The sequence below is a fragment of the Aneurinibacillus sp. REN35 genome, from assembly GCF_041379945.2.
Lineage (GTDB): Bacteria > Bacillota > Bacilli > Aneurinibacillales > Aneurinibacillaceae > Aneurinibacillus.
In genome coordinates, this window is record NZ_JBFTXJ020000016.1 from 60298 (window position 1) to 84003 (window position 23706).

At 36.0% G+C, this 23706-nt stretch carries 22 protein-coding genes; 10 read left to right on the forward strand and 12 right to left on the reverse strand.

The features are described 5' to 3' along the window. Nucleotides 1-5 precede the first annotated feature (5 nt). The 4 genes from AB3351_RS20830 to hsdR all read right to left on the reverse strand — a co-directional run bounded on the left by AB3351_RS20830 (nucleotide 6) and on the right by hsdR (nucleotide 7376). A complete protein-coding gene (locus AB3351_RS20830) occupies nucleotides 6-1883 on the reverse strand; it encodes a KAP family P-loop NTPase fold protein (protein ID WP_062686414.1) in 1878 nt (625 codons plus the stop codon). A 337-nt stretch (nucleotides 1884-2220) separates the two neighbouring features. Continuing rightward, complete coding sequence (locus tag AB3351_RS20835) at nucleotides 2221-3579, reverse strand: restriction endonuclease subunit S (protein ID WP_062686415.1); 1359 nt, start codon at nucleotides 3577-3579, stop codon at nucleotides 2221-2223. Between the two features lie 5 nt (nucleotides 3580-3584). Further along, nucleotides 3585-5006, reverse strand: coding sequence for a type I restriction-modification system subunit M (locus AB3351_RS20840; RefSeq protein WP_169187615.1), 1422 nt, complete (start codon nucleotides 5004-5006; stop codon nucleotides 3585-3587). Nucleotides 5007-5027: 21 nt separating this feature from the next. Further along, nucleotides 5028-7376 carry an EcoAI/FtnUII family type I restriction enzme subunit R gene (gene hsdR, locus AB3351_RS20845; protein ID WP_062686417.1) on the reverse strand — a complete coding sequence of 783 codons (2349 nt, stop codon included), beginning with the start codon at nucleotides 7374-7376 and terminating at the stop codon, nucleotides 5028-5030. A gap of 168 nt (nucleotides 7377-7544) precedes the next feature. Between hsdR and AB3351_RS20850 the strand changes: the two genes are divergently transcribed. The 3 genes from AB3351_RS20850 to AB3351_RS20860 all read left to right on the forward strand — a co-directional run bounded on the left by AB3351_RS20850 (nucleotide 7545) and on the right by AB3351_RS20860 (nucleotide 9690). Next, nucleotides 7545-8372, forward strand: a complete 828-nt coding sequence (locus AB3351_RS20850; RefSeq protein WP_175384185.1) for a hypothetical protein — start codon at nucleotides 7545-7547, stop codon at nucleotides 8370-8372. Between the two features lie 11 nt (nucleotides 8373-8383). Then, complete coding sequence (locus AB3351_RS20855; protein ID WP_062686418.1) at nucleotides 8384-9307, forward strand: hypothetical protein; 924 nt, start codon at nucleotides 8384-8386, stop codon at nucleotides 9305-9307. Nucleotides 9308-9492: 185 nt separating this feature from the next. Beyond that, entirely contained in the window at nucleotides 9493-9690 is a 198-nt protein-coding gene (locus AB3351_RS20860; protein ID WP_062686419.1) for a hypothetical protein, read from the forward strand. Between the two features lie 25 nt (nucleotides 9691-9715). Here AB3351_RS20860 and AB3351_RS20865 read toward each other — a convergent pair whose 3' ends face one another. Further along, entirely contained in the window at nucleotides 9716-9997 is a 282-nt protein-coding gene (locus AB3351_RS20865) for a hypothetical protein (RefSeq protein ID WP_062686420.1), read from the reverse strand. A gap of 172 nt (nucleotides 9998-10169) precedes the next feature. Next, complete coding sequence (locus AB3351_RS20870) at nucleotides 10170-10541, reverse strand: hypothetical protein (RefSeq protein ID WP_156413437.1); 372 nt, start codon at nucleotides 10539-10541, stop codon at nucleotides 10170-10172. Nucleotides 10542-10774: 233 nt separating this feature from the next. On the opposite strand from AB3351_RS20870, the gene AB3351_RS20875 reads away from it, so the two are divergent. The 4 genes from AB3351_RS20875 to AB3351_RS20890 all read left to right on the forward strand — a co-directional run bounded on the left by AB3351_RS20875 (nucleotide 10775) and on the right by AB3351_RS20890 (nucleotide 13602). Beyond that, nucleotides 10775-11281, forward strand: coding sequence for a hypothetical protein (locus tag AB3351_RS20875; protein WP_062686422.1), 507 nt, complete (start codon nucleotides 10775-10777; stop codon nucleotides 11279-11281). Between the two features lie 334 nt (nucleotides 11282-11615). Next, nucleotides 11616-11930 (forward strand): hypothetical protein, encoded by a 315-nt coding sequence (locus AB3351_RS20880; protein ID WP_062686423.1) that lies wholly within the window; start codon nucleotides 11616-11618, stop codon nucleotides 11928-11930. Nucleotides 11931-11935: 5 nt separating this feature from the next. Continuing rightward, the gene (locus AB3351_RS20885) at nucleotides 11936-12991 is read left to right on the forward strand and encodes an NERD domain-containing protein (RefSeq protein WP_062686424.1); all 1056 of its coding nucleotides are present in this window, start codon (nucleotides 11936-11938) and stop codon (nucleotides 12989-12991) included. A gap of 101 nt (nucleotides 12992-13092) precedes the next feature. Beyond that, the gene (locus AB3351_RS20890) at nucleotides 13093-13602 is read left to right on the forward strand and encodes a MepB family protein (protein WP_062686425.1); all 510 of its coding nucleotides are present in this window, start codon (nucleotides 13093-13095) and stop codon (nucleotides 13600-13602) included. A 259-nt stretch (nucleotides 13603-13861) separates the two neighbouring features. On the opposite strand, the gene AB3351_RS20895 is transcribed toward AB3351_RS20890, so the two are convergent. From AB3351_RS20895 to AB3351_RS20905, 3 genes are all read right to left on the reverse strand, one after another. After that, nucleotides 13862-14857 carry a hypothetical protein gene (locus AB3351_RS20895; protein WP_062686426.1) on the reverse strand — a complete coding sequence of 332 codons (996 nt, stop codon included), beginning with the start codon at nucleotides 14855-14857 and terminating at the stop codon, nucleotides 13862-13864. Nucleotides 14858-14936: 79 nt separating this feature from the next. Then, nucleotides 14937-15380: a helix-turn-helix domain-containing protein gene (locus AB3351_RS20900; protein WP_062686427.1), complete on the reverse strand. Its 444-nt coding sequence runs from the start codon at nucleotides 15378-15380 to the stop codon at nucleotides 14937-14939. A gap of 245 nt (nucleotides 15381-15625) precedes the next feature. Beyond that, nucleotides 15626-16483 carry a hypothetical protein gene (locus AB3351_RS20905; protein WP_062686428.1) on the reverse strand — a complete coding sequence of 286 codons (858 nt, stop codon included), beginning with the start codon at nucleotides 16481-16483 and terminating at the stop codon, nucleotides 15626-15628. Between the two features lie 1119 nt (nucleotides 16484-17602). Here AB3351_RS20905 and AB3351_RS20910 point away from each other — a divergent pair. Continuing rightward, a complete protein-coding gene (locus AB3351_RS20910; protein WP_258954103.1) occupies nucleotides 17603-17731 on the forward strand; it encodes a hypothetical protein in 129 nt (42 codons plus the stop codon). Nucleotides 17732-17871: 140 nt separating this feature from the next. After that, on the forward strand, nucleotides 17872-18096 hold the full coding sequence (locus tag AB3351_RS20915) for a DUF2188 domain-containing protein (RefSeq protein WP_062686429.1): 225 nt from the start codon (nucleotides 17872-17874) through the stop codon (nucleotides 18094-18096). A 75-nt stretch (nucleotides 18097-18171) separates the two neighbouring features. Here the strand turns inward: AB3351_RS20915 and AB3351_RS20920 are convergent, their stop codons facing one another. Beyond that, nucleotides 18172-18387: a hypothetical protein gene (locus tag AB3351_RS20920; protein ID WP_062686430.1), complete on the reverse strand. Its 216-nt coding sequence runs from the start codon at nucleotides 18385-18387 to the stop codon at nucleotides 18172-18174. Nucleotides 18388-18614: 227 nt separating this feature from the next. Here AB3351_RS20920 and AB3351_RS20925 point away from each other — a divergent pair, with 227 nt between their 5' ends. Next, the gene (locus AB3351_RS20925; protein ID WP_062686431.1) at nucleotides 18615-19283 is read left to right on the forward strand and encodes a GGDEF domain-containing protein; all 669 of its coding nucleotides are present in this window, start codon (nucleotides 18615-18617) and stop codon (nucleotides 19281-19283) included. A gap of 722 nt (nucleotides 19284-20005) precedes the next feature. On the opposite strand, the gene glmS is transcribed toward AB3351_RS20925, so the two are convergent. Both glmS and glmM read right to left on the reverse strand, forming a co-directional pair. After that, nucleotides 20006-21775, reverse strand: coding sequence for a glutamine--fructose-6-phosphate transaminase (isomerizing) (gene glmS / locus AB3351_RS20930; protein ID WP_371149058.1), 1770 nt, complete (start codon nucleotides 21773-21775; stop codon nucleotides 20006-20008). Between the two features lie 566 nt (nucleotides 21776-22341). Next, nucleotides 22342-23694, reverse strand: a complete 1353-nt coding sequence (glmM, locus tag AB3351_RS20935) for a phosphoglucosamine mutase (protein WP_371149059.1) — start codon at nucleotides 23692-23694, stop codon at nucleotides 22342-22344. Nucleotides 23695-23706: the final 12 nt, after the last annotated feature.

Genomic DNA, 23706 nt, shown 5'->3' on the forward strand with positions numbered 1-23706 from the left:
CTTTATCACCCTATCTCCCATAGCTTTTTAGACGAGTTTTTTTCGTTAATATAATAATCTTTAAGTTTATCGAATGTTTCTTTATCCATTTGCTTAAATAACAATATTTCATTTGGAGTGATTGAGCCTCTCTTATACTTTTTTAACTCTTCAAGTATTTTTGGCTGATACTGCTGGAACATCTTATAGAGTTCAATCAACACCCATAAATGATTCTTGTCCTGATTATATTTACTAATAATTCCTTTTATAATTTCGCTTCGAGTAACCTCATCCATCACTTTTAGTTCTTCTATCTTTTTCTTTCTAATAATTTCAGAGACAGTTAGATTACATATTTGATTTATTATTTTTCTTTCTTCCTGATTTAAGTTTATAGAGAATAGTTTTTTATCTGAAACGGAATCACGAGCTAAATAGAAATATTGCGACAAATCAACTTCAGATAAATTAGTTGGTTCAACACCAATCCATCTTTTTATTTTGTCTCCAAACCAAGCACCATTTTTCTGTTCTTGACTTGTTTTAGGCTTTTCCTCATCATTTAATCCTTCGTTTAATACTTGATTTTCAATATCTGATAACGGCTTTGGAATTCCATCATTTTCAAACTGCCACTGATACAATTCTCTAAATAAATCCCTATCGGTGTATTCAAGAACCATCAACTTTGCTAAAACTGATAAATTCAGTTCTATTCTTTGTATCTCAGCAAGACGTTTTCTCATATAGAATGTATTTAAAAATCGTTTGGTTTGTCTTGGATTCCCTTTAAGAGTGGCCGCAATTACACTTCCAATACTATTGAATATTTGAATTTGTTCTTCAAAATCCGATTGGCTGTAGCCCTGTTTATACTTGTTTCCATTCGTACTTGTTACACCATTGATTATTTCTACTATCTCTTTCCCGCTTATAATTTCCCCTTTAACAAAAATACCCTTATCTCTTAGCTTATTAATTAATTGGTTTAATACATCTTCACTTAAATACATTTCGCTTATCAAAAGAAGCATATAATTTTTTATATCGGTCTCAGCTAACTCAGCTATTCTGATAGGAAGCTGAACTATTTTTTCAATGTAATCAGTCGATACATCTATATCTACATCATCCAATTGAGGATATTTTCTCTTGATTGAATAGGTGATAATGTTCTCATCCATAGCAATAACAAAAGTAGTCTTTTCGACAGCAAGAAACAGTTTAATAGCTTCAAGTGTTTCGATTATTCTGTCAGGATTACATCTATCTAAATCATCTATCATTATGATTAAATTATCTATCTTAGATGTACGAATTATGTTTACGAAATCCTCTCTGAATTTTCGTACATTTTCAATGATATTTTCTTGTTGCGGAGCGTTGATGTAGTCTTTTTTCATTTGAGATGCCTTGTCCAAATGCTGTCCAATCTCTTCTTCTGAATCAAAATTTTCAGAATTAAAACCTCCGAGAAGCATTGGCAAAGGATTTCCTGCTAATAAACTCAAAGATAAAGGAATGCCTTTTTTTAAGGCTGTACTACCTACCCTTATCCAATCAACCCGTTTAATTAAGTTTTTAATCTTATCAGTTGATTCCTTAAAAAATGTTTGATTTTCTTGGAGACTTTGTAGAATTGCCTCCATTAATGCTGTCTTTGCATCATCATACCCCTCAAACATCCAAGCATTTACTGTAACAACTGCAATTCTTTTTTCTGTTTGATTCATGGTATTCTGTTCAATCAGATGAAGCAAAGTCGATTTTCCACTTCCCCAGTTGCCAAATAATCCAATTGTTAAAGGATTCATTCGTTCACTGGTAGCAATTTCGCAAATTAGGTTAGCATAAGGTTCATAAGCCAACATATCTATTTTTGAAGCGTCATCGGCCCACATTATCTTTCCCCCTATTTATTTATTGACTATGTTAATATTTTACACTATATTTTCTTGCAATGGCTTAATGCTTATAAAAGAAACAAAACATTTGTTCCTACAATTTTATACTAAATAGATTTGCTTTCCAAACAGTATTTAAGATGGCAAAGGAATACAAGTAAGGTTATTAGTCGAAAGTGCCATTGAAAATATTGAGTAAGCTGGAAAGTTAGGAACTGGATTGAATAGGTTATATACTGTAGAACAACAATAAGTTGGATTTTTATAGCAGTTTTTATAAAAATTGATTCATCCACAAAACAATAAAAGAGCCATTATTAGGCTCTTTCGTTGTCTATACCATAATATCTTCTTTTAACAAATCCAGTTGAAATGTTTGTTGAATAACCTTTTGAAATAATAAAGTATTATCATTTCTTGAACTCATTACTTCCTGTTCCAATAACTGTATTACATTCATAAGTTCTTCCACTTTGTTAATTATACGTTCTTGCTCTTCTATTGGCGGTAAAGGGATTAAAAATTTTGCTAACTTTGTCATGCTTAACCCCTCTCTCGAAACACCTACTTGTACATTCATTATTTCCTGTTGAAACAATGGTGAGATAATACATTTATGAATATATTGTCTTATTTTCGGGTCAATCAACCTGATAATTGCAACATGTTGATTGACATTTCCAATATCAAAATCACTTGAAATCAAGCAACTTCTACCAATTGAGCCACCAGTAATGTTAAGTAATATATCATTAGACTCAACTATACTTCCAGCCATACTCGTATTCATTTCTTCAGAGATAAAGGCAATATCATCTGTATTCAATCCTTCATTCCAAACATTTTGGGAACGAATAAACTTTACACCAGACGATACATAATTTTTGTCTCCTCCAAGTGGTGTTTTCCCTGCACCTAACTTACTAACTAATTCCCCTAACCTTACCCATTCCCAATTCTCAGGGATTTTAAAGGGGATTTCATCACATGTAACTTTAGGAAGTGATTTGGGTTTCTTCATTAGCTTGTTTTTTAGAAGTTCTTTTTTTTCTACTTCTATTTCTTTTAATAATTCTAATGCTGGTGTATCATTCTGTTCCTGTTCAACCACTTGACCTTGTACTGCTTGATGCAAAATAGCTCTTCTTAATTCAGCAACCAATTCACTTTGCTCATTAAGTTCCGAATCTATTTTACTTATAATTCCAACAACATTATTTATTTTATTAATAACTACTTTTTGCTGTTGAATATCAGGAAGTGGTATTTCAATCTCTAAAAACTTCTTTTCATTTAATCGTACCCGATTGGTTGTTCCAGAACTTGCTTTAACACATTGTTCAATGAACCAATTTGTTTTACTTAACCAAAACAAATATTCTGGAAGTATAAGGTCTACTTTACAATTAAACGATAGAAAGTCTCCTGTTATTACAGCTCCATTTAATTCATCAGGAATTAAACCAGAAGCTCCATTTCTTGCATCTATTTTAGAAATAATAAATTGGTTTGGCTTTACAATATATCGTTTAGCAGACATGATTTCATGCCCTTTGACTTCATTTCTTAATTGAACACCTTTACCCCAAAGTCGAACTTTTACCTGTTTATATGTTTGATTATCATCAATTGAGATTTGTTCCATATTTCTTTCAATTACTTTTCCAAGTCTTATAAACTTGATACTATTCATCTTTATTACCCCAATATCCTGTTCAATTCTTCTGTAAGGTGATAAATCTTTTGATTCTTTTCCTGAATCTTCGATAGGATTTCTGGAACAGTAAGGTGGGTACTTTCTTCAACTTTGTTTGGGTTTTTTATATCAAGGTTATAACCTTTGAATTTAATTTCTTCAAAAGAAACCTTCCAAGCATACTCATTTTCTTCTCGGTTCTCCCACCACTGTTTTTCTAAATCAAATTCTTCAATTCGGATGGGTTTAGTTTTGGAATAAGATTTTTGACCATCTGGATATGGATGTTCAAAATACCAAACTTCCTTCGTTGGTTCTCCCTTTTTGAAAAACAACAAATTTGTTTTAATACCTGTATATGGAGCAAATACACCGTTTGGCAATCTTACAATCGTATGAAGATTACACTCCTCCAACAGCTTTTCTTTGATACGTGTTTTAACCCCTTCACCGAAGAGAAATCCATCGGGAAGAACAACGGCCGCACGACCATTTTCTTTTAATCTTTCTAAAATGAGTACCATAAATAAATCGGCTGTCTCTTTTGTACGATAGCTTAATGGAAAATTTGCTTGAATACCATCCTCTTCCACCCCACCAAAAGGTGGATTGGATAATACTGCAGAAACCTTATCCTTTGAACTGTAATCTCTTAGTGGTCTTGCCAATGAATTATCCCTATGAATTTTAGGTACTTCTACGTCATGTAAAATCAAATTGGTTACTGCTAACAAGTGTGGCAATGGCTTCTTTTCAATTCCTAAAACCGATTCTTGAATTCCTTTTCGGTCTTCCACTGTTTTCGCTTGTTTTTTCAGGTTCTCTAATGTGCTGGTTAAAAATCCCCCTGTTCCACAGGCAGGGTCTAATACGGTTTCACCTAACTGCGGATTTATCATATCAACCATGAATTGGGTGACTGCTCTCGGTGTATAATACTCGCCACTGTTTCCTGCACTTTGTAAGTCTTTTAAGAATGTTTCATAGAAATCATTAAACAAGTGACGGTCATCTGAGCTATTGAAGTCCATTTCATTTATCTTATTAATAACTTGACGCATTAGCGTACCCGATTTCATATAGTTATAACTATCGGTAAACACTTCTTTTACAATAAAGCCTCTTGTGTTTTCCTCAACATCTGGAAGGTCTTTTAAAGCAGGAAAAAGCTCGTTATTTACGAAGTTTAATAAATCATCACCTGTCATTCCTTCATCATCAGAAGCCCAATTTCTCCAACGGTAGGCTTCTGGAAGTGGGGACTGATAATCATCTTCCATAATTTCTAATTCTATTTCTTTATCATCAAATATCTTAAGAAAAATCATCCACACAATTTGGGCAATACGTTGGGCATCACCATCTACCCCAACATCTTGTCGCATAATATCCTGAATGGATTTGATTATATTTGCAATCGACATTTTGTTCCCCCTCTGCTTCCTCTATGCTGTTGTATAAAGTTGCTGTTGAAGCTCCTGTAAAGCTATTAAATACTGTTTCTTACCGCCAAAGCTCTTCATAATTTCCAACACAGAGCCAAATTCATCGAATGGAGTAAGTTTCAGCACTTCCATACTCTCTATGTTTTCGATTCCTTCGTCAGCGTACTTGTCCAACAATGCTTCCAGAACCGCTCTGGCTTTATCACCGTACTTGGCGAAGTAGTCCTGTTTCTTTACATTCATCGCTCGTTCTTTGCGTGTTAAAGGCTTTCTATCAAACGCTATGTGACAGATTAAATCGAAGGGGTCATACTCTCTCCCCACTTCATCTTGCAGTTCATCCAACAGTATCCCTTGCTCTATCAACTCTTCTATAATAGCATCTTTTCTTTCGGCAGAATTCCACTTTTGCAAAAATACATCCAAAGAAGAATACTCCTTTTTTACTGTGTTCTTTGTATAATCCTTTAGTGATTCAGTTATCAATTGACCATCTTCTGCGTAATATTGCACACGTTCATTGATGACTTGCACCTTTATATTGTGAACATAATATGTCTTTGTTTTCGATTGTTCCGTATCAGTGTCTCCGTTATAACCTGAACCACCATCTGTTTCAGGTGGGAAATCCTCGTTATCTCCCTCTTCATCTGGTGGGGTTGGTGGCTCTCCTTCTTTCGGCTCATAGATTTGAACAGGGTCTCCATCAAAATCTGGGTCTGCAAAGAGATTTGTTACATTTCGGAAGTCCATAATAGTAAAGGAATATTTATTATGTTCTTCATTCACACGAGTACCTCGCCCGATAATCTGCTTAAATTCTGTCATAGAGTTTATGTTAGAATCTAAAACAATCAGCTTACAAGTTTGAGCATCAACTCCAGTTGTCATTAGCTTTGAAGTCACCGCAATGACTGGATAGGTACTTCCAGGATGAATAAAGTTATCAAGTTCTGCCTTCCCTTCGTCATTGTCACCAGTGATTCTCATAACATATTTATGATTTTTGGCTACTAAATCACTGTTTTCATTGGCTATCGCCTGTCGCATCCGTTCAGCGTGATTAATATTAGTACAGAAAATAATCGTTTTTTGATAACGGTCTGTTCGTTTCAAATACTCTGTTACTTTTTTGGCAACAGCAATTGTTCTCTGTTCCAAAATCAAGTTACGGTCAAAATCTTTCACATTATAGATACGGTCTTCAATGACTTCTCCAAATTTATCTGTTTGCCCTTTTGTTGGTCTCCATCCAGTATCTTTATCTAAGATGTAACGAATCACTCGATACGGAGCAAGAAAACCATCGCTAATTCCTTGTTTTAAGCTATATGTGTACAGTGGTTCACCAAAATAATCAATGTTGCTAACATCTTTTGTTTCTTTAGGTGTTGCAGTTAAACCAACTTGTGTAGCAGAAGAAAAATACTCAAGGATTTCTCGCCATGCGGAATCCTCCTTTGCACTCCCACGGTGACACTCGTCAATAATTATTAGGTCGAAGAAGTCTTTAGAAAATTCTTTGTAAATATTTTTCCAATCTTCCGCTCCCGATACCCCTTGATATAAAGCAAGGAAGATTTCATATGATTTATCCACTGTTCGGTTCTTTATCTTAGTCATTTTATCGCCAAAATGCTTAAAATCATTGCTCATGGTTTGGTCTACTAATATGTTTCGGTCTGCAAGGAAAAGAATACGCTTCTTGGTTTTTGACTTCCATAAACGCCAAATTAGTTGAAAAGCAATCATCGTTTTCCCTGTTCCTGTTGCTAACACAAGTAGGATACGGTCTTTCCCCTGTGCAATAGCTTCCACTGCTCGATTGACCGCAATACGTTGATAATATCTTGGCGTTTTCCCACTGGTATCTGTAAAATAATCCTGTGTTACAACTTTTTCTTGCTCCTCTGTAACAATCCCTTTCCAATTCTTATATCTGCTCCAAAGCTCTTCTGGTGTTGGAAACCTTTCTAACTGTATCTCTTGCTCTATTTTTTCCGATTGTCCAGTGCGGTCATGCTGTAAGAAGGCTTGACCATTAGAGCTAAATACAAAGGGAATATCGAGCATTTCTGCGTATTCTAAGGCCTGTTGCATCCCATCTCCAACTGAATGTTCTAAATCTTTAGCTTCAATAATGGCTATTGGTATATTTGGTTTATAATAAAGGATGTAGTCAGCTCTTTTAGATTTCTTTCGGGAATGTACTTTTCCCTTAACAATGATTCTCCCTGCTGTGAAAGTTACTTCTTCTCGAATTTGTTTATGTAAATCCCATCCTGCTTGTTGAATGGCAGGAGTAATATATTTTGTACAAATATCACGTTCACTTAACTTCTTTTTCACTTTTCCTCCCCCTTACCTATTGACAACCGACCTATTAATACCTTTATTTTACCAAATCAAAGCAAGGACTGCTGAGTTATTTTGACTAAAGGCGATGAAAACCATGCAAATATACAGCATTATATGACAGATGGTATATTTAACATAAAAAGACTGGATTGAAGATAAATGGGAAAATATTCACTTAACGAAGAGACATTGAAATTCTTATTACAATTTGAAAATAGTGTGGCTGGTGGAACTGTTTTTACAAATGCTAATTTAGTAGAAAAATTCAAACAATCTACCTTTCATCATAAAGAATTCGATACGTATATCCATACAGCCATAAATAAAGCAATATGGTATGCAATTAAACGGAGTGGTAATTGGGTTATGAAAAGTGGAGTTTATCAAAAGAGAGAAGATTCATCATCTAAAACCGAAACTACTGTTCCAGCGTTTGAAACTGAAATCAGTGTTCCTGTTCTAAATAAAGGGACTTCCTCCTCTGCCTTTAACAGAGAAGAATATATACGACATTTAAGCAAGAACTTGTTTGAGGTGCTGATTTTAAAAAGGGAAATTCCCGATAACTTTTTACGGAAATATCATCTTAGTTCAAAAGGAATTGGTGATGACCTTTATTTTCTAACGGAAAGCTATTTTAGACAAAAAGGGCTTTTTAGAGGAAAACACAGCATGTCCGATTACATTACCCCTAACGCTATGAAAGCCATTGAAACAGGTATTGTTACAAAGAACCTGATTTATGAACATATGATACCGAAAAATCTTTACATAAAACAAATTTCGGAAATTACATTAGCTGGACAATTAACAGAGGAATTTATCTATGACCTTTTGATTAAATATTACTTTGTTTGCACTGTTACAAAAGAGGAAGACGACAAATTGCCATCTATCAAAATGGCTGATGATTGGAATGGGACAAATCCGTTTTACAGATATGAAAAGGCTGGAATTCATTTTATTAGTAATAGAATTGAAAAGTAGGAGTGAATAACATGCGTTCAAGGATTGTACCGAAGGAATCTGTTCCCACTTTAGAATCAGATGGATACGTTACTTATGAAGAAGAGTTGCCATATCCTATTGTTCATTATCCTTCAAGATTTGGGTCATTTTTTGGCTTTCAAGAAAATGAAGACTCACCTGTATGTTATTGCAAATGCCAACAAAAAGGATTAGAAATATACCTTTTGAACGAAGAATTTAATCAGTTTGGAGATATTCCTAAATCATTGCGTTTCGATTTGGGAGAGGCGTTTATAAATACACTCCAATTCAAAGATAATTTATGCCACGTTTGCAATAAAGTAAGCCCAAAATACGGATTTGGAAAAACGTTAAACGGAACAAAGTTCCACTCTATCTATGGCCATTATATAAATGGTTTAGCCTTTGGGCTTGGGATTGGTTCACGAGGGAGAATTTATGCACCAGACCTTTTACCCACTGACATAGTTCCATATCTTATTACACATTCATTTGATGATAAAAGGCTCGATGACCAATCTATAACAGATTTCCTAAGATATTGCGAAGATGTCATACGAATTCGTATAGGCTACTTTGCAATAGGTAAGAAATGGACAACGGAAGTTAAACTTCTTGAAATCATAAGAAAACTATATCCAAATTATACAGTTATTCATCAATACCCACTTGACCATTTAAAAGCTGATATTCTTATTGAAGAATTGAATCTCGTAATTGAATATCAAGGAGAACAGCACTTCAAACCTATTGCTTTTATGGGAGGAGAGGAAGCATTTGAAAATACTAAAGCAAGGGATAAAGAAAAAGTAAATTTATGCGATTACTATAAACTTGGAATAGTTTATTTTGACTACAAAGATGAATTAAATGAGAAGATGGTCAAAGAAAGAATATCATTGTATTTAAGGGGAAGGAGACAATCATTATAGATTTTATTTTTGTTGATGATTGTTTTGCCATTATTCCTATATCAAAAGGCTGGGGTAAATTTTTCCCACTATGAGAAGGCTCACTAATAAACGTTTTAGGTCAATAACACACCTTTTCCAAATCTATAATCTAATAGTTCAACAGAACAGGAGTAATCATTTTACACTGGGAAAGGATGCAGACCATGAAAAAGGTGGAGATAATTCTTACAGAAGCGTTAGAACAGGAAATAGGTGAGATTGTACAGCTAAAATCTTATAGTGATTATGTAGCAAAGGAGGAAGATATTATTTTGAAGGTATTGGAACTTTACACAAGCCGATATAAAAACATGGTCAAAGGCTCAATTAATACAGTTGAAAGGGTAATAAAAAAACAATAGAAGCTCCTCTGTAGGGGCTTCTCGTTTATCCTATTTCGTATTCATTTACATAATCAACTTCACCCTCATACTTCTCTTTTACTTTGCTTAAATCGCCTGTAAATGGCTTTAGTGTAAGCCATACTTGGGTTTGGTAGCATTTAAATTCTGTTAGCCTATACAATTCCTCATTTAGCTTGATGACTCTTTCTTTTCTATACCAGCCCATAAATTCTGGCTTTTCGTCTACTTCTCCTTTAAGGATAGTCCATAAAATATGGTGAAACTCACCTTCATAATTTCTTTCAATTTCAATTATTTTTCCCACTTACATTCCTCCGTTTCTTGCTATTTGATTTAATTTAATAATTTATTAGATTACTCAAATCATATTTATATCGAGTCCGTTTTAACTCCTGCGGAATAAGAATCCCGTTTTTCCTTGTCCAAACTAATGAAAAACTCTTGCGTTCTCCGTCATGATAAAACTGATAAACTGCTTACGCATTCACAAAATACGTTTCATTTACATCTCTAAAATTGAATACAAATCCTGCTTTTACACCATCAATCGTGCTGTATTGATAAAGGGATTCTACCTGATTTAGCTGTAAAGCTCCGAAAGGAATAGATTTACCTTTATGGCTTTTCAGCTCTAATAGATAGAGATTCGGAATCTTGTATAGGATAAAATCGCAGGGGTTTTTCACATTAGCGAATCCTAAACTATCGTCTTTCATTCTGTAAGCAAATACATTTTCTGGGATAGAATCATAAAAGTCTTTTTCAAATGCCTTCCCTGGATTCTTACTACCACTGCCTTTCTTCTTGTTCTCTATTTCTATTACTATAAGACCTCCCTCCTCTCTCATGTTCACTTGTATATGATAGTAATTCAGGAGCAACCTTATAACGCTAATCCTGCCGAACCAAAACATTATTCAATATTGAGCCACTTTGATTCCATAATCACGAGCCACCTTTGCTTTTAGCTCCTTCCAACCTTACAACACCTTGCTCGAAGTAGCTCCTACACAGTGCAGTTATAAAGAAAAAGCAACTCTACTATAATATTAAAAAACCAATAGAGAGGAGCAAAGTACACATGAATAAAGATAGATTTTTTACGATGGATGTAGACAGACGTGCAGAGGAAATAAATAAAATGCTGGTAAACAGCGATTTAAAAGGGGTTGCAGAGGCTTTAGGTCTCGCCTATTCTTCGTTCACGAAAGAAATGCAGAAACAAGATTTCGTCTATATTGCGAGAGAGAATCAGTATTTCAAGTTTATTCGGGACAAGGAATCATTAGGAAATGCGAAACCTTCTGATAAAGCAACCATTGGCTTCCAAGAGGAATTAACCTTTATAAAAGAGAATTTAGAAACCTTGAAGAGCTTAGTATCTACCGTAAACGAAAAACCTACGCTTGTCTTAGATAAAGAAATCTACAATACTAAGGCAAAATACGTGAACAAAAATTTGAAGTTGAATGAAAACATTTATGACAAGTTCTCCAAGTTATGCGAGAACCAGTTCCCACATTTGAAAATTCAAGATTTAATTGCACACAGTTTATTGGAGTTTATTTACACATACCAAGAAACTTAGTAAACGACATTTTTAATGGCACAGATGAAGATACCTGTGCCTTTTTACTTTATTAAAATAAAAATACTTATACATAAGAGTTTGGATATCGTAGTTCTGTATGAAAAGGCTATGAACCATTTCACACTTTTTACGTAATTGCTCTGAATTGTTGCTAAACAAGTGTGATTAATTAAGAACTGTTATGAATTCTTTCGTACTTCTTTCATACCTTGTACGCAAATGTTGAGATATATTTTTGTAACAAACACTATTGAACTGATAAGTTGAAGAAAGTTTTAGAAAACACATGTTATAATATGGCTACAAATGGAATTCGTTCGGAGGTAATTGCATGAACAAATTGCTTGAAACAATTGAGGCCAAATCCGTAAATGGATTGTATCGAATTCATCAATACAATGACGGAAACGCTCTGCCGAAACTTGTCATTTATCAGGTTCTCGATGGACATGAAGTGCCTGTTAAAAATATGTATAAAGAGCTTAAAAGATTAAATGAAGAGTTCTCTTTTGGAATTCAATATGAACCGATAGACCGCATTAAGTTGAATACGAGAGAATTTGGCAGGGAGTTTATCAGACGCTATAAAAGCATACAAAAAGAAATTGGCGTACACTCGGATTTTAGCATAGAAACGGAGGTTTAGATTATATGGAATATAAACAAGTTGGATTTTTTAAAAGAGTTGCTAAAGCTCTAACGGATACCGAAAAGTTAAAAACACCCATTCTTGTGAAGGAAGCAACAGAAAGCAATCAGTTAATTGAACAATCTAAACAGGAAATCGCAAACACAGTAGATGAAAAGCAAAGCAAATCCCTTCACGAAAAAATAAAACTATTAGAACTCGGTTTAAAAGGTGAAAATAGCGTTCTTTTTGAATTACAAAATTCCTTTATGCCTATACATATCCTGCACGATGTTCGTATTGTTCACAATGACTTAAAAGCTCAAATAGATTTTGTTGTTTTAACAAGAAAATTCATTTTATTGATAGAAGTGAAAAATTACTATGGCAACATTTTAGTAAATGAAAAAGACGAATTCATACGACAAGTGTACAAAGGAAACAGGTTAGCATTTCAAGAAGGGTTCTACAGCCCAGTTCGCCAAGTAGAAAGACAGGTTGAAGTTTTTGAGTCATATATGAGGGACATGGGAGCAGTGACACGAACACCAATTAAAAGTGTTGTTGTTTTCACCAATAATCGAACGGTTATCAATACGAAAAAGGCAAGTAAACATGTAAAGGAAAAATTATTACGTGTAGACGGTTTAGTGGCATATATAAAACAAGAACTCGAAAAGTCATCGCCTGTTCGCTTTATGGATAACCGTATGAAAGAAATGAGCGATTATATCAAGGCTACTCATTTTGAATTGATTGATGACGAAACTGACTTAGTAGAAATGAAATTATTAGAGGAAACAATTAGTACACAAAATGAAAACAATGAACGGATAGTATCAGCTCAAGCGAATAATACCGATTTAGAAGAATTATTGAAAAAATTCCGTATGAACAAAGCGACTGAACAAAACGTAAAAGCATTTCACATATTTAGCAATAAAACATTGGAAGAATTGATTCTAAAAAAACCGTGTAGCTTAACCGATTTAAAAACCATTCATGGAATTGGCGAAATGAAAATTAATGCTTTCGGTGAAGAATTGATTGGAATTATAAAAAACCATCGGCAATTATAAGAAGGATAAATTATATTTATGGTAAAATATAGGGAGTAAATTAGGAAGCATTTGCCTAACAAATGGACCATTAATTGTTGAACTTTGAGGAGGGTGGAATAATGGATGATTTTTATACAGCATTAAATTATGTAAATAAAATGATTTACGAGGCAAATGATTTAACGGTGGAGTCGGTTCAAGAAGAAAAACAAAATTCTAAGTATGGTGCTGGTACATTTAAATTATCATCTAAAACAGTTCGATTCAGAGTTGCGAATATAACTCCCACCAAAGTAGGTCAGTTTGTTGCATTTTGGGAAAAGGATGAAAATAATAAAAATCAACCCTATTTATATGAGGAAGCCCCTGATTTATTAGTTATAACTACCTTTAAAAATGAAAATGAGTTTGGTCAATTTATTTTTCCAAAAGAAGTTCTTTTAAAACAGAATATTCTTAGGTCTACTTCAACAAAGGGAAAAATGGCAATAAGAGTTTATCCTACCTGGGATAGTCCGAGTAGTAAACAAGCGATGAAAACTCAAGAATGGCAATTACCCTATTTTGTTGATATGTGTAATCCGAATAAATTACAATTAGAAAAAATAATAGAACTGTATTCTTTTTAATCCTCTGCAATTGGGTGCGTTTCTGCAATAAGCAGAAATAGATAGAATTTTTCAGGCTTGGGTATGGAATATACTTAATACTTCTTATAGTAGTCGAATAAAGGAAAATTACATAGTACAGATGATGTTAATATCAATATTTGACTAATGGGGTGCGTTAATTCAATACGACCACCATTCTGATGGTCATTTTTTATATCTTTAGAAAACAACCTATTAAGAAAGGCACTGGATAACCCAATGCCTTGTTCCTGCTTATTTACAGACTATATTCAAATTCTTCCCACATATCAAGTCTCTCCTCCTCACCATAAAGAACATCATTACTGAATGCCAAGATAAATTTCTCAGCAACATCTACTAACCTATCAACTGTTTCTCTTACACTCCTTCCTCTTGATTTAAAGGAGTAAGTTATGGTGTGTTTATCATCCAAAAATTTTAGCTCCTCCCCAATTAATTCTTTTGCCTTCTCTTCTCTCTCCTTTATTTTGTAATAGATTGGTGGACTAAACTCTCTAAATCTTAACTCTACGAACGCACGATAACGCATATCCTCTACTGTTAGCATAAGCGACACACCAGATTTTCCGAATCCACATGGGATAATCCTCATATTATCAAGATTGGATTTCTGCCTTTGGAATGATAAAAAATATGGAATCCTTTCTCTTAATTGCAGTAAGAGATAGTTGTTTACATCCTCTCTATTAGTAAAATCCCAATCAATCTTTTCCCTATATTTCTTGTTCCCCTTAATTGGTCGAATAATGCTCATTTCCTTTTGTAATTGGATGGGATTAGAGACTTCATTGAGGATATGAAGGTTTTCATAGACTTTCAACTTATGTGTTCCACTATTCAATAAGTCAATTCCCTTAAATAATTCAGGATTAATCGTTACAAAGTAAAGGTTGACTTTTTTGCTCGAATTCAATATTTTATCTCTCAACTGCTTTACGTATTTATCCTTAAACCCTACCGCTTGATAAATAATAATCCCTTTATCAATAGCCTCTATCAGCTTAAGAAGTCGGTATTGGTGAGAATAATCCGATTTCAACAACACATTCTCTACAAAGACCTCTACTCCTAAATCCTGTTCTATCCCATACATATCAATTTTCAACCCTGCAAATTTTGTTTCTAATTCTAATCCTGCTAATTTCAAGTTCAATTCCTTTTCTAAAATTTGAGGATTTTCAAATTGCGAAAGTGTAAATATGAATTCGCGCTCACTTGAATTTTTAGACATTTTTCTCTAACCTCCAAAAAATATAGAAAAAGAGAACCAGTAAAAAATACATAGTTCTCTTTCCTCGCCTGTTTGATGATTATTTTATAGACCTTAAAAATGTATCAACTCTGTTTAAAATCTCCACAGAATCCAAATGTTTACTATGTTCTTCCCATTCACAATCAAGTAATGCCTCTATTAATCCTAATAAATCCTCCCTTGTTTCCATAGTCGGAAGTTTCCCTTTTATAAGATATTCTTGATTAACCATAACTTCTTGAATACTTTTTAAAGGAAGCTCACCCTCGCTTGGTTCAATATCAATCAAATCAGTAATATCTACTTTTAGTGCCTTTGCCAAATTTTTGATTATGGGATAGGTAGGCGCTTTTTTCTTCCCACGCTCTAAAGAATTTACGTAGCCTGGGTCAATTTTCGCCATCATTCCCAATTCTTTACAGGTATAACCTCTGAGACCTCTATAATATTTTAATTGTTGAGCAAATGTTCTTGGCATCTCTCGTACTTCTCTACTACTCATAAAAACTCATTCCTCCTGGTTTATCTGTCTAATCCGAATTGATAGATTAGAACATCCTGTTTTTATAGGTTTCTTAATAGAACCCTTGTTTGTATTAACCTTATATTATAGATAGGAAAGTTTGATTTATAACTGATAGAAAAGGAGTCGCACATAGTTCGGCATGTTGACACAAAAAGACACCTTACCACTGCGAGGCAAAGTGTCTATCTCTACTTAATATTGTCTATTCTTAAAAATGCTTTTCACTCGTTGATTCGGTATTCTTCCAAATACTCATTTTCAGTATAAATTCTCAAAATATCAGAAACTCGTACATAAGCATCATTTTTCAAATAAGAATAACAATCGTCTATACTATTGTAAAAAAGGTCATTGTTTATTCTTCTTAATGATTGATTTATAAGCCATTTTATTTTCCTTATATTAATTTCACTTTCATCCAAATAATTGATTTCATTCTTATCAATATCAAAATTCCAATCAGCGAATTGTGAGAGTGTTGCCTTATATTTTATGACATAACAAGATATATCATTCATCCAGTCATATTCTATATTTGGCACTCTTAAAAGTTCAGCCAAATTATATAGAAACTCAGGTCTCCTTCTAATCCCTCCGCCATATTTAAGCACATTGTCAGAATGAAAGAATGAATTTAGTTGGAAGTCCTTATACAATTTGTAGATAATCCAATCAATCGGTTCACTTATGCCATTATAATCTTTGCTTATATCAAAGAGCTTATCTTGAAATTGAATTTGTTTCTTTTCAATTTCAATGCGAACTCCGTAATTCCTTAAATAAGCCCTTAAGGGCGTATCCTTTATGATGGCTTGTTGCAAATTTAAAAGTCCATACTTCTTTAAGGATGAACAATTATCCTTATCCGTAGTTACGTGCAATGAAGTTATATAAATCTCAAAATCCAACAGAGAATGTTCACTTAATCCTAACAAACTTAAAAAACCCTCTGCATCATAATCATCCTTATGACTTGCACAGTATTTCGTAATTTGTCGTTCATCCACACCCAATAATTTGCTAATTGAGCCAATTGTATCTGGAAGTGTAGTCATGTCATAAATAATTTGCTCCCCCATAAGACCTCTCCAAATTAAGATTTTATATATAATTAGCATAGCACAGAACTATAGAATTTCATCAAAATTCCAATCTTTTGCTGTTTCCTCCCTTTCCCCTCTTTCCCTTATCAAGTTCAGACTCACTTTAGATTTGTTCTTCAGAAACCCAGCCCTTCTATGTAGTCGCAAAACATAAACGGTAACTCCCCCATTCTCACAAACCCTTGCCATTCCTGCCTTTCTCCGATTTCCCAATTTCTGTAGGCAAATAAAAACGGTAAATATTTTCTGTCTCTTTTCCCCCATTTTTTGACAGAAATCAGGGTTTTTAGGAAAACATAAATGGTAAATCAGTTCACAGGAATTAGGAGGTTAGGGATGGGGGATTCCTGCTTTTTCTCCTGCCTTTTTTCGCTCTTTTCTTCCTGTTTTCTTTCTCCTTTTCCTCTCTTAAATCCTGTTTTATTGGGCTTTTTATCAAACGTTTGATTAACTCTGATTCACGTACCAACGGTACGTTTTTCCTGCTTATTAGAAACAAAAAACACGAGGAAAACTGGATGGAGAGTCCAATTTTCACTCGTGCTATTTACCGTTTATGTTTAACCATTTTACAAGTTGTTTTGCTGTTTACCGTTTATGATTTGCGATAACACCTGGTTTATCTGTCTAATCCGAATTGATAGATTAGAACATCCTGTTTTAATAGCTTCAAATTTAGAAACCTGTTTTATTAAAGCTACTGTATTATAAGCAGTTGCCCCAAATATATAACTGCATAATCGGAGGAGAAGACGTTCAACAAGAAATTCAATCAAAGGAAAAACAAAGATGATAGAATATGAAAAATGCTTGGCAAAGAATGTGTTCCGTAATGAATCAACTATGGCAAATGAAGAAATTAAGGGAAATTTGTTAAAAATCTATCATTTACTTAAATAATCAGACTTTTTCTCACACATTCTAAACTTTTCACATTTGACAAATAAAAAAACACCTACCAAAAACACAATATATAGTGTTATTTACTATTGAATAAATACTATATATTGATTAAGTTGGAATATAGTGCTATAATTCAATATTGTGAGGAGGCAAAAAATAAGCATTAGATTACACGTATGAGGAGGTGACTATATGGTACGAGTACGAATCAATACATCCCAAGTTAATAGAGCCATTAGGGATTTAAATAGAGAAGTAGATAAGCAAGTAAAAAGAGAAGTGCAGAAGCTCGAACGAGAATTAAAGAGAAAGCTAAAATAAAAAAGCCCTTATTTGTTTTGCAGAACAAATAAGAGCCATTGATTTATATATCCACGTTTATATTACAACAAAATTCATTTTCATAAAAGAGGACTTACGTTCGCCTCCCTCACCATAACAAATAATGAGGTGATGTTTAAATGGGTAAAAATCAGCATGTTACCCCACATTCTGGCGGTGGATTTCAAGTAAAAGGTGCAGGAAATTCAAGAGCAACAAAAGTATTTGATACTCAACGTGAAGCGATTTCATTTGCAAGAGATATTGCAAAAAACCAGCAATCTGAACTGTTCATTCATAACAGAACAGGACAAATTAGAGAAAGAAACAGTTACGGAAACGACCCTTATCCACCAAGAGGATAATTGAAATGAAATCCTTAAGAATTCAATAACCGCTTTACTGCTACAACAGGGGGGAATATCATTCCTCCTGTTTCTTTATGTATTTTTATAGTTATTTGATTTAGTAAGGAATTGTTTAAGCTCTTCTTCACTTATAAATTCTATATCAATCCACTTTTTCTTACAATAATCCCATAACGCCCTAACTTTTATTCTTGGGTCATTAGGATTTCGAGGAATTGCAAATACTCCGTTAGGGAAGGCATCATCGAACGCTTCCATCTCCTTAATCAATTTATCATTAGCTTTCATTTTCCTCACCCACTTTTATATCTATACTACCAGATTTCGCAGGGACTTTAACATCAATTCCCTTTCCTCTATTCACCATATTTCTAAAGAAAAATCAAAATAACAAGGAAACTGGAGGAATACTCCAATTTCTATCTTAGAAGAAACTTCATATTGCTATAACATTTGTACATAAACACATGATAATATATAAATAGAACTATTAGACTGTAAAAAGGTGACTAACTATGAAATATACTGGCAGGATTTTTGGAAGTTTAGGCTTGTTTTTATTACACTCAGTTTATATTTTCTACTATTTTTTTCGGGATGGAGAAGTAGAACCGCTTGATTTATATTCATATCCACTCTTAATTTGGATTGGGTATTGGGGTGGTAAGCAGTTTGATAAAGTTAGATTTTATTCAGAAAAAGATGAACTGACTGGTATTTACAATAGAAGGTTTGTGATGAACACTTATGAAAAGATTACTTCTATAGCAGAACGTACAAATAGTAAACTATATGTTTTAGTAATAGATTGCGATAATTTCAAAGCTATCAATGACACTTACGGACATCATAATGGCGATATGGTCTTAATCAAGATTAGTGAAACACTTGTTGATTCAACAAGAAAAAGTGATATTGTTGCTCGATGGGGCGGTGATGAATTTTTGGTTATTGGTCTTTGCAATGAAGAGGCTGATTTGCAAACTATTCTCCAAAGGCTGGAAGAGCACCTGAAAAACCTCGCTTATCAAATAAACCTGCCTATAAAGGCTTCAATCGGTTCGGCTATATATCCAAACCATAGTAAAGATTTGTTTGAGTTAATAAAGATAGCTGATGACAAGATGTATAACAGCAAGGAAACAAAGAGCACATTAAAAATTACAAAATTACAATCGCAATAGTGTTAGCGTAAAAACTGAAAAATAAATGTTCGAGCATCATATCCGATGCTCTATTTTTATGTTTATTTATTTCATTCGCAACAATTACTGAAGGATGACCAGGCATTTGACCTGATTTTCCTTTAGTCTTAACCATACTTTTTTGTCTAATTATCCATCCTTCCCCCTTTTTCCCTACTGAGTTCAGAATCACTTTAGATTTTATTTCAAATAAACCCTGCCTTCTATGTAGTTGTAAAAAAGAAACCTTCCCTCCCCCCTTCTCTCAAACCCTTGTCATTCCTGCCTTTCTCCGATTTTCCCATTTTCTGTAGGCAAATGAGTTGTTCCCCCGTTCGCTCCTTTTTTCTCCTATTTTTTGTCAGAATCCTGATTTTTTAGGAAAATAAGTTGTTCCGTAGGAACAGGGATAAAAATGGGTCAGGGCTAAGGGTTTTTCCTGCTTTTTCTCCTGCCCTTTTTCTCTCTTTTCCTCTGGTTTTTATCTTGAAATCGTTGATTTATCGGGCTTTATCAGACGTTTCCTCCTGCCTTTATTCATGCCTTTCTCATGCTTTTTACTGGCTTTTTCTCCGCTTCTGGACACAAAAAAACGAGGAAAACTGGAGGCTATCCTCCGATTTTCACTCGTTTTAGGGAACAACTTATTTAACCAAGGGAACAGTTAATTTGCCTTGGGTAAAACTTCTTTTTGCTATAACAACATTACAAATGGCGCAACTTTATTTATCCACGTCGCAGCCGCGATGCAAGGCAGCGTAATATGAAATCAGCTGCAGCGGAATCACTGACACAAGCGGCGTCAGAATCTCATGCACAGCCGGAATTGTGAAGCGATCGTTCGCATTCTCCATTCCTTCCATGCTGATGATGCACGGATTCGCACCACGTGATACAACCTCTTTCACGTTTCCGCGAATGTTGAGGTCAAGCGCCTTCTGTGTAGACAGGGCAACAACCGGTGTATCCTTCTCAATTAATGCGATCGGTCCATGCTTCAGCTCACCGCCAGCAAAGCCTTCCGCTTGAATGTAGGAGATTTCCTTTAGCTTCAGCGCACCTTCAAGGCACACATAGAAGTCAATACCACGGCCGAGGAAGAACGCGTTGCGGTGCGTGCTTAAGAATTCATCCGCAATCTTTTTCATCTCATCTTTATTGTCACACAGCGTCTCCATAGCATTTGCGACAATACCCAGCTCTTTTAGCGGATCAAAATCAAGTGAGATGCCCTGCGCACGAGCAGAATCTACAGCAAGGATTGCCAGTACAGCAATCTGTGCCGTATAGGCTTTCGTTGACGCTACAGCAATCTCAGGACCTGCATACAATGGAAGCGTATAGTCCGCTTCACGAGAGAGCGTAGAGCCCGGCACATTCGTGATCGTCAGCGCCTTGTGGCCCATCTTCTTTACCTGCACCAGCACGGCACGGCTGTCCGCCGTCTCCCCGCTTTGCGAGATAAAGATAAATAGCGGCTTCTTACTGAGAAGCGGCATATTGTAAGAGAATTCGCTGGCAATGTGCACCTCAACCGGTATTTGTGCCAGTTTCTCAATGAATTGTTTTCCAACCAGACCGGCATGATAACTTGTGCCGCACGCAACAATATAGAGGCGATCCGCATCCTTCATTGCCTGACGAATGGATTCATCAAGCTTTAAGTTGCCGTCTTCATTCTGATACTGCTGGATGATGTTGCGGATCACAAACGGCTGCTCGTCAATTTCTTTAAGCATGTAGTGCGGATACGTTCCCTTCTCGATATCACTCGCATCGATTTCGGCTACGAACGGCTCACGTGTTACTACATTGCCTTCTAGGTCTTTAATCGTTACACTGTCTTCTTTTACGATAACCATCTCTTCGTCCATCAATTCAACGAATGTATCGGTTACCTGCAGCATAGCCATCGCATCGCTGGCGACAACATTGCAATCTTCGCCCAGACCTACAAGCAGCGGGCTTTTATTCTTCGCTACATAAATTACATCCGGATCTTCTTCATCCAACAGAGCAATGGCATACGAGCCTTTCAAGTTCTTCAGCGTCGTACGGAAGGCTTCTTCTACAGTCATGCCTTCTCCTACGAACTTCTCCACCAGCTGTACAATAACTTCCGTATCTGTATCACTGGCGAAAGAATGATCGGATAAGAAATCTCGCTTCAAGTATTCATCGTTCTCGATTACACCGTTATGCACAAGAGTAAAACGGGATGTTTTACTTTGATGCGGGTGAGCGTTGACACGGTTTGGTACACCGTGCGTCGCCCAGCGCGTATGTCCGATTCCCACACTGCCGACTGTATCGGCATCTACCACATCACGCAGCGCTGCAATGCGCCCCTTTTCCTTAAAAACACGCACACCATTCCCGTTTACAACGGCGATGCCCGCAGAATCATATCCACGATATTCTAATTTTTCGAGACCGCGCAGCAAGATTTCCTTTGTATCCTGAGTTCCAATATATCCTACGATTCCACACATACTTGTTTATATTCCCCTTTCAAGACAGGGGCAACACATGTCCTCATAAGCATACACTTTGATTTAGACAGGGTGCGCCCCCGTCTGCCATTGTCTTTTCGTACTATCCAATTACATTCACCTATACACATACCCAGGTTTTTATTTCATAAACACAGGGTATGGGATCGCGCTGTCCTTTTGTCCGTAAGGTTTCCCTTGCGTTTTGTTGAACAGCCCTGCGGCAGCGATCCACTGCCGGGAGGCATCCGCCGAAGTCATCGATAAACCTCCACCTCGTCAACCATTCTCTTAGGGCGTCCGATAAGAATGGTCCTGGCGCTTTACGACATCATTATATGCAAGACCAACCTGTACGTTTCCTGTACTTCCCATCTCCCTTCCCCGTACTATGCATACATTACCACACACAAACACATTTGAACAATAGTAAGTTTTCATCGTTCGTATCCATTTTTGTTAAATAAAACAAACCACCTACAAAGCTTACAACTTCGGAATTATTTACGGGTGAGGAAGAAACAAAAAGGATGCGGCGCTTGGCACCACATCCTTTTGCCTGATCCTTATACGAGTTCTTTCTCTACTACATCAGCAATTTGTTTTACATACATTTCTAACTCGGCTTTGTCTGGCCCTTCTGCCATGACGCGCACGATTGGTTCAGTGCCGGATGGACGAACAAGCACGCGGCCATTGGAGCCTAACTTGGCTTCCACATCTTCAATCGCGGCTGCAACCGCCGTGTTGCCAGTAAGCTTCGATTTGTCAGCGACACGCACATTCACAAGAATCTGCGGGAATTGCGTCATGGCAGAGGAAGCAAGTTCGGACAAAGATTTACCTCCTGATGCTACAACTACATCTAGCAGCTGCAGTGCTGTTAACAGGCCATCCCCTGTCGTATTATAATCGAGGAAGATAATGTGGCCGGATTGCTCACCACCGAGATTATATCCGCCTTTGAGCATCTCTTCCATCACATAGCGATCGCCAACCTTTGTCTGACGAGTTTCGATGCCTGCTTCTTCCAAGCCTTTATAAAATCCAATATTGCTCATTACGGTAGAGACCACGGTATCCTTCTTCAGCTTACCCTGCTCTCTCCACGAGATACCACAGATTGCCATGATAAAGTCGCCATCTACCAGGCGGCCTTCCTCATCTACAGCAATCAGGCGATCAGCATCCCCGTCGAATGCAAGCCCCAGGGCTGCTCCATTCTCAATAACAGCTTTCTGTAAGGCTTCCGGATGAGTAGAACCGCAGTTCTCGTTAATATTTAACCCGTCCGGGTTGCAGGCGAGTGTAATTACATCGGCTTCCATATCAGCAAAAAGCTGAGCGGCCAATGCGGATGCAGCACCGTTTGCGCAATCAACAACAATTTTTATATCATCAAATCGGTTTTTTACTGTACTTTTGAGGTATTGCAGGTATTTCTGTGCTCCTTCTTTATAATTCAGCACCGTACCGATATCTCCACCGATCGGGCGCGGCAGCTCATCTTTATCAGCGTCAAGCAGCGCTTCGATTTCAGCTTCCTTCTCATCAAGCAGCTTGAATCCGTCACCGCCGAAGAATTTGATACCATTATCCTGAACCGGATTATGAGAAGCGGAGATCATAACACCCGCGTCTGCTTCAAGCGCACGTGTCAGATACGCAACGCCTGGAGTAGAGATGACACCCAAGCGAACGACCTCCGCTCCGATGGATTGCAGCCCGGCGATCATAGCACGCTCCAGCATCGGTCCGGAAATGCGTGTATCACGGCCGACTACGACCTTTGGCTTTTCATTCTTGCTGCCGCGCGTAACAACATATCCCCCAAAGCGCCCTAATTTATATGCAAGCTCAGGCGTTAATTCTGTATTTGCGACTCCCCGTACTCCATCAGTTCCAAAATATTTACCCATTACTTTCCCTCT

What these genes read in the sequence shown, in the direction of transcription:
- AB3351_RS20850 (WP_175384185.1), top strand. Translation starts at nt 7,545, where the DNA reads ATGGGAAAATATTCACTTAACGAAGAGACATTGAAATTCTTATTACAA.
- AB3351_RS20900 (WP_062686427.1), bottom strand. Translation starts at nt 15,380, where the DNA reads ATGAGTAGTAGAGAAGTACGAGAGATGCCAAGAACATTTGCTCAACAA.
- AB3351_RS20860 (WP_062686419.1), top strand. Translation starts at nt 9,493, where the DNA reads ATGAAAAAGGTGGAGATAATTCTTACAGAAGCGTTAGAACAGGAAATA.
- AB3351_RS20925 (WP_062686431.1), top strand. Translation starts at nt 18,615, where the DNA reads ATGAAATATACTGGCAGGATTTTTGGAAGTTTAGGCTTGTTTTTATTA.
- AB3351_RS20895 (WP_062686426.1), bottom strand. Translation starts at nt 14,857, where the DNA reads ATGTCTAAAAATTCAAGTGAGCGCGAATTCATATTTACACTTTCGCAA.
- AB3351_RS20880 (WP_062686423.1), top strand. Translation starts at nt 11,616, where the DNA reads ATGAACAAATTGCTTGAAACAATTGAGGCCAAATCCGTAAATGGATTG.
- AB3351_RS20830 (WP_062686414.1), bottom strand. Translation starts at nt 1,883, where the DNA reads ATGTGGGCCGATGACGCTTCAAAAATAGATATGTTGGCTTATGAACCT.
- AB3351_RS20875 (WP_062686422.1), top strand. Translation starts at nt 10,775, where the DNA reads ATGAATAAAGATAGATTTTTTACGATGGATGTAGACAGACGTGCAGAG.
- AB3351_RS20870 (WP_156413437.1), bottom strand. Translation starts at nt 10,541, where the DNA reads ATGAGAGAGGAGGGAGGTCTTATAGTAATAGAAATAGAGAACAAGAAG.
- AB3351_RS20905 (WP_062686428.1), bottom strand. Translation starts at nt 16,483, where the DNA reads ATGGGGGAGCAAATTATTTATGACATGACTACACTTCCAGATACAATT.
- glmS (WP_371149058.1), bottom strand. Translation starts at nt 21,775, where the DNA reads ATGTGTGGAATCGTAGGATATATTGGAACTCAGGATACAAAGGAAATC.
- glmM (WP_371149059.1), bottom strand. Translation starts at nt 23,694, where the DNA reads ATGGGTAAATATTTTGGAACTGATGGAGTACGGGGAGTCGCAAATACA.
- AB3351_RS20840 (WP_169187615.1), bottom strand. Translation starts at nt 5,006, where the DNA reads ATGTCGATTGCAAATATAATCAAATCCATTCAGGATATTATGCGACAA.
- AB3351_RS20920 (WP_062686430.1), bottom strand. Translation starts at nt 18,387, where the DNA reads ATGAAAGCTAATGATAAATTGATTAAGGAGATGGAAGCGTTCGATGAT.
- AB3351_RS20835 (WP_062686415.1), bottom strand. Translation starts at nt 3,579, where the DNA reads ATGAATAGTATCAAGTTTATAAGACTTGGAAAAGTAATTGAAAGAAAT.
- AB3351_RS20915 (WP_062686429.1), top strand. Translation starts at nt 17,872, where the DNA reads ATGGGTAAAAATCAGCATGTTACCCCACATTCTGGCGGTGGATTTCAA.
- AB3351_RS20885 (WP_062686424.1), top strand. Translation starts at nt 11,936, where the DNA reads ATGGAATATAAACAAGTTGGATTTTTTAAAAGAGTTGCTAAAGCTCTA.
- AB3351_RS20910 (WP_258954103.1), top strand. Translation starts at nt 17,603, where the DNA reads ATGGTACGAGTACGAATCAATACATCCCAAGTTAATAGAGCCATTAGG.
- AB3351_RS20855 (WP_062686418.1), top strand. Translation starts at nt 8,384, where the DNA reads ATGCGTTCAAGGATTGTACCGAAGGAATCTGTTCCCACTTTAGAATCA.
- AB3351_RS20890 (WP_062686425.1), top strand. Translation starts at nt 13,093, where the DNA reads ATGGATGATTTTTATACAGCATTAAATTATGTAAATAAAATGATTTAC.